At 68.3% G+C, this 5,749-nt stretch carries 5 protein-coding genes; 2 read left to right on the top strand and 3 right to left on the bottom strand.

The window, feature by feature from the left end; all coding sequences use genetic code 11:
- Positions 1–2,071: penicillin acylase family protein (locus WBA11_RS17665; protein ID WP_424521957.1), on the bottom strand; the 2,071-nt coding region annotated here is incomplete at its 3' end.
- Positions 2,072–2,160: 89 nt separating this feature from the next.
- On the opposite strand from WBA11_RS17665, the gene WBA11_RS17660 reads away from it, so the two are divergent.
- A complete protein-coding gene (locus tag WBA11_RS17660; protein WP_424521956.1) occupies positions 2,161–3,357 on the top strand; it encodes a M20 metallopeptidase family protein in 1,197 nt (398 codons plus the stop codon).
- A 59-nt stretch (positions 3,358–3,416) separates the two neighbouring features.
- Here WBA11_RS17660 and WBA11_RS17655 read toward each other — a convergent pair whose 3' ends face one another.
- Positions 3,417–3,827 carry a hypothetical protein gene (locus tag WBA11_RS17655; protein ID WP_424521955.1) on the bottom strand — a complete coding sequence of 137 codons (411 nt, stop codon included), beginning with the start codon at positions 3,825–3,827 and terminating at the stop codon, positions 3,417–3,419.
- A 335-nt stretch (positions 3,828–4,162) separates the two neighbouring features.
- Here WBA11_RS17655 and WBA11_RS17650 point away from each other — a divergent pair, with 335 nt between their 5' ends.
- On the top strand, positions 4,163–4,822 hold the full coding sequence (locus tag WBA11_RS17650) for a DUF2461 domain-containing protein (RefSeq protein WP_424521954.1): 660 nt from the start codon (positions 4,163–4,165) through the stop codon (positions 4,820–4,822).
- A gap of 243 nt (positions 4,823–5,065) precedes the next feature.
- Here WBA11_RS17650 and WBA11_RS17645 read toward each other — a convergent pair.
- The coding region (locus WBA11_RS17645; protein WP_424521953.1) for a hypothetical protein at positions 5,066–5,749 on the bottom strand (684 nt) is incomplete at its 5' end.

Below are 5,749 nucleotides of genomic sequence, written 5' to 3'. Positions count from 1 at the left end.
CGCGGCGGCCGAGCGCGTCAAACACGGCGACCTCGAGGTCGACCGGGCCGGCGAGCTGGATGGGGAGCGTGACCGCGCTCGCGGCCGGGTTCGGGTAAGGCGATCCCAACCCGACCTCGAGGTCGGGCGCCGCGTCTTGAGCGACGGCGCGGGCACCGAGGAAGGTGAACGGCTTCATCTCGATCTCGCCCTCCCCCGCCGACGACTGGTACAGCGCCCACTGGTCGGCAAAGTTGTCGCTCGGAGTGCCGGTCACGTCGATGAACCCGCTCTGCCCCGGCGGGATCACGTTCTCGGCGTAGCTCCCGTTCGGGCTAAACTCGATGACCTGCTGGTACGTCGCCGGGTACTCGGGATAGTCCGGGTTCGTCCGTATGACGCGCGTCAACTCCTGGATCTCCTCGAACGAGACTTGGCCCGCGGCCTCGAGGTGCTCCTTCAGGAAGTCGACGCCATCAAAGACGCGGAGGCGGCCGTCCGGTGGCGTGTCCGTCCAGGAGACGTTGTCGCCCTGGTTCCACCACGCGACCGGCTTGTTATTCCAGTTCGCGAAGTACCCCTGCGACGGGTTGACCGACTGCGGCTGTTGGGCGAACTCGGTCAGGCCGAGCCACTCTTGCGAGCCGTCCCCTTGAAGCGGCAGGCGCGGGTCGGCATCGCCGGGGCGGATGGGGTATTGTCCCACGTGCCAGAACGCGATGTTCTGGTCCTGGTCGGCGTAGAACATGTTGAACGAGACGGGGATGCGCGCCGCCGCGTCTTGGAAGGTCTCGATGGACTCGGCGTCCCACGCGTCCAGAAGCGCCTCGGCCATCACGAGTTCGCGGTTCCAGAACGCGTACTTATAGGCGTAGGCGCGCCCGTTCTCGGCGTCGATGGAGTAGACCGGGCCGTGCTCCTCGGTACGGAAGCTCGTGTACGTCACGGGGTCGCCACCGCCCACGTTGATCGTCGAGGTGACCGCTTGGGCCGTCTTGAACTCGCCGTCGTAGAGATACGTCGGAACGCCCTGGTCAGTGGGAGGGCCGAGCGTCAACGTGTAGGTGTCCGTGTTGTCGGTGACACCGGTCGTGAAGGTCCAGGCCCGACCGCGCGTCCGGCCGATGATGACGCCCGGAATCCCCGGCACGCTCATGCCGGCCACGTGGAGCCCGTCGCCGTCAGGAGACCCGACGAGCAGCTCGTACTCGGCCGTGACCGCCTTCGCGTCGACCGACGGCGCGCCCATCTGGGGCGCCCCGAGCAACAACACGTTCCCCGTCTCCGACATCGCCTGCGAGATCACGGCAGCAAACGAGCCGAACTTGTGCGGGACCCCGTTCTCAATGAGCGTCTGAGTAACGGCGTCCCGACGAGCCTCGACCTCGAGGGCGATGGCCGGGTCGACAGGCGGACCGGCGTAGGTCGTGCCGAACGGAGGCGCCGCTTGGCTCGAGGCCTCGATGGTCACCGAGGCAGCAGGGTCGTTGACGGGGCGGTTCTCGTTGAACCACTCCGAGCCTTCGGCCTGCAACTCGGCGAGTCGCGCCAGCTCTTGGCCGCCGATCTCGCCGAACCGGCGGATAAAGAACTGCATCACGGCCATCGCCTTGTCGACGGAGTAGGGCTCGGGCTGGAAGCCTGCAGCAGCGTACTCGCCGGGGAGATAGGCCGTCGGGTTCGCGGACGTCGAGTCGATGTACGCGTTGATCCCGTCGACGTAGCTCGAGATCATGGTCTGGAGCCGAGGCGAGAGGTCGTCGAACTGGTCCGCTCGCTCGTCAGGCGTGTAGAACACCGTCCGAACAGCCTGGTCCTGGCCGATGAGGTTTGGCCCCTGGAGCTCGGCCAGCCGACCGGTCGCGGCGCGCCAGAAGGTCTCGAGCTGGAACAGGCGGTCCTGGGCCGTCGCGAATCCCTGTCCAAAGAAGACGGCAGACTCGGTGTCGGCGGTGATGTGAGGAACGCCGAAATCATCTCGGTCGATCGCGACGGTCGTCCCGTCAGGCGCCTCGAGGTCGAGGTCGGTGGCCGTCTGGGCGAAGACCGTGGGAGCCGCGACGAGGGCGGCAAGGAAGAAGCAGTAGCGCATGGGCAGGGAAGTGGAAGCGGTTCCAGCTCTAAAGAGTTTGTGCCGGGAAGGGTCCCAGCCGCGGGGCGTAGGCCTCGCCCTCACCCCTGATGATCGTGACCGACCGCCTCCTCTCGCTCGCTGACGACCAGTTTCCCAACGTCGTCCGGTGGCGCCGTGCGATCCACCGCCGCCCCGAGCTCGCGTTCCAAGAGCACGAGACGGCCGCGTTCATCGCCCAGACGCTCGGGGACCTCGGCCTCGAGGTCGCCCGCGTCGCCAAGACGGGCGTCGTGGCCCACATCGAGGGCGGGCAGCCCGGCCCGACGATCGCGCTCCGTGCCGACATCGACGCCCTCCCCATTATGGAGGCGACCGGCCTCGAGTTCGCGTCCGAGACCGACGGGCAGATGCACGCGTGCGGCCACGACGCCCACACGGCCATGCTGCTGGGCGCCGCGCACGTCTTGCACGCGGTCCGCGACGAGCTTGGGGGCACCGTCCGCCTAGTGTTCCAGCCGAGCGAGGAGAAGGCGCCGGGCGGCGCCCGCGTCATGATCGAGGACGGCGTCTTGGGGGACGTGGACGGCCATGGGCCGGTCGAGCAGATGTTCGGCCAGCACGTCTTCCCCGACCTCGAGGCCGGCACCATCGGCGTGCGCGGTGGGGCGTTCATGGCGAGCGCGGACGAGATCACGCTCACGATCAACGGGACGGGCGGGCACGCCGCCGCGCCTCACCAACTCGTGGACGCCGTGCTGGTGCAGGCCCACGTCTTGACGGCCCTGCAATCGGTGATCTCGCGCAACCGGCCGCCGGGCGTCCCGTCCCTCCTGTCGTTCGGCAAAGTCGTGGCCGATGGCGCGACCAACATCCTGCCGGACCGCGTCGTCCTCGAGGGGACGCTCCGGTCGATGGACGAGGGCTGGCGGCGCCGGGCGTGGGAGCTGATCGAGCGGACCGCATCGAGGACGGCGGAGGCGTTCGGCGCGACGTGCGACGTGGACGTCCTCGAGGGCTACCCGGCGCTGGTCAACGACCCCGCCGCGGCCTCGTTTGCACGGGAGGTCGCCGTCGAGGTCGTGGGCGAGGACCGCGTCGTGGACTTGCCGATGTGGTACGCCTCGGAGGACTTCGCGTTTTACGCCCAGAGGGTGCCGTCGAGCTTTTCGGTACTCGGCGTCCGCAACGAGGCCGAGGGGATCACGCACGGGTTGCACACGCCGCGGATGACGGTCGACGAGGGGGCGATGCGGACGGGGACGGCGTTTCTGGCCGCACTCGCTGCTCGGTCGCTATCCGCCTAGACGGACGACGAGCGCTCCAAGAGATTGGAGCGCTCGCCGGACCTGCTAGATGGACGCGTCTAGTTCCTGGTCCTCGCAGAGACGGGGACCGTCGTGGCGACGGAGAAGCGCTCTCCGGCCCCGCTCTCTTTGATCCCTGTGAACGAGAAGGTCCACTCCCCACTTACGCGGAAGAAGACGAAGTCCGGCTCTTGCAGAGCGATCCGGGTTCCGGCCAGCACCAGTTGGTTTCCAGCGTTAAACGTCACCTGATCACCGAGGGGGTTCCGGATCACGACGGAGGAGAGCTCAATGTCAGCGTCGGGAACAGCGGCGAACTGAAGGCCCGGTGTGCCGTCCGCAAAGGCCTGTGGTATGGTCGGGACTTGGAACGACGGGTCCGGGACTCCGGGGTCTTCCATCATGACCTCGGACGAGTCACAGGCGGAGATCGATAGGGCGAGGGCGGCGAGGAAAAGGAGACGGAGCATGGCGGGGTGAGTGCGGTGCCGAACGAGTCGGAGAGGTCCGGCGGGTTGAGAGGTGGGCAGGAAGCCCTACTGGGGGGTGGTTGTCTAGAGGACCGACGTGAGCGCGCAAACCGGCTCACGGGCGTCTCTCTTTTTCCTTAAGAGCCCGTCTCGAGGCGCTCGGCCGCCCCCCGCCGCACTCAGGCGGGACGCTTTGGTCCAGACTCCGTAGCGAGGTGGGCACAATCCCGCTCTCAGTCCGTTTCGGCAGTCACCCACATTGAACCGTGCAAACGCCTGTGACCACTCTGCCCTCCGACGTTCTCCCTCCTTTCCCTGGTCTCACCGACGAGGCCATGTCGTTCTTGGCCGAGCTCCGCAAGAACAACGACCGCGACTGGTTTAAGCCCCGCAAGGCCGTCTACGACGACGAGATCCTCGAACCAATGCGGATGCTCGCCGCGGACTTGAGCCGCCAGCTTCCAGCCCGTGGGATTCCACTCTCGGCCGACCCCAAGCGGGCCGTCTTCCGCATCTACCGCGACACCCGGTTCTCCAAGAACAAGGCGCCCTACAAGACGCACGTCGCCTTGACGCTTCACCGCGGCGACAGCAAGGCGAGCCCCGGTGCGCTCTACGTCCACGTCGAGCCCGGCAAGACGCGGATAGGCGGTGGCTTCTGGCGGCCGGACAAGGACTTCCTCCGCCACTGGCGCGAGCGGTTGGTCTCCAACCCCGACCGGTTCCTCAAGGTCATCGAGGACGTCGAGAAGGCCGGCCTTGAGTTGGAGACGCAAGGCAGCAAGCTGACCCGGATGCCGCGCGGGTTCAACGACCACCGCGACAGCCCCGCCGCGGAGTACCTCCAGTGGAAGGGCGGCTTCGTCGCGTTCCGCGAGAGCGTGCCCAACGACGCCGTCAAGACGCCGGACTTCACGGACACGATCGTCGAGACGGCCGAGGCCTTGCGTCCGCTCTTGGAGTACGGCTGGTCGATCGTTGACAAGACGGCGTGACAGCGCATCCTCGAGGTCGATGGCGCCCTCGAGGACGTACTTGCTCATACCTACCGCACGCCCTCGAGGTCGGTACGCAGAACCACCCCCTGTCCCCCTCCTCACGAGGGGAGGTGGGACTCGATCTGGCGGCCTAGAGGACGCTGGAGGGGCCGCAACCTTGGGTGTCCTCGAGGGCGAGAGCAGAGCGGACTCGACCTCGAGGTCGGTACGCGGCGGGGCGCCGGAGCGAGTCCGGGTGCCTTAGTTCAGCAGCGCCCAGAACACGCCGAAGCGCACCGTGGGAGGTGACAGCGGCTCGCCCTGGGTGACGAGCGCGCCCGAGTAGACGCGGCCGGCGAGCGCGTTGTCGTAGCGCAGGAACAGCGAGGCGCGCGCGCTGAACGTGGCCGTCGCCTCGAGACCCAAGACCGCGCGACCGGGGATCTCGATGCCCAGCCTCGAGGTCGGGTCGGGGAGCACGAGGGCGCCCGTGACCGGCTCGACGCGGCGGCTCCAAAACGCCGTCCACCCCTCGGCCACGACGGCCAGGTCGAGGTCGAGCACGCCGTCGCCGACGCCCTCCGCTCGGACGCCGATGCGGGCACGACCCCAGGCTCGGGGCAAGGCCTCGTCCCACCGCCGCTGCACGTCCGTCTCGGCCTCGAGGACCGTTCGTGCCGCGCCGCCCACGCGAGCGTAGAGCCCTCGGCGCGTCCGCTCGCGCCAGCCGACCTCGAGGGCGACGCCTCCCTGCTGCGTTGTGCCCTCGTCCACGACGGCGAAGACGAGGGAGTCGCCTTGAGAGACGAGGTCGCGGCGGTACTGCGTCGCCTCGCCGAAGACGCGGCCCGACGCTCGCCACGGCCCCGCCCCGACCTCGAGGCCGAGATCGGCGGCGACCGTCTGCTCCGTGCCCGGACCGCCTGGCTCGACGAAGCCTTCGAG

It is taken from the genome of Rubrivirga sp., from assembly GCF_049648075.1.
Taxonomy (GTDB): Bacteria; Bacteroidota; Rhodothermia; order Rhodothermales; family Rubricoccaceae; genus Rubrivirga.
Note: the sequence above shows the minus strand (reverse complement) of the source record. Positions and strands in the feature narration are given on the sequence as shown.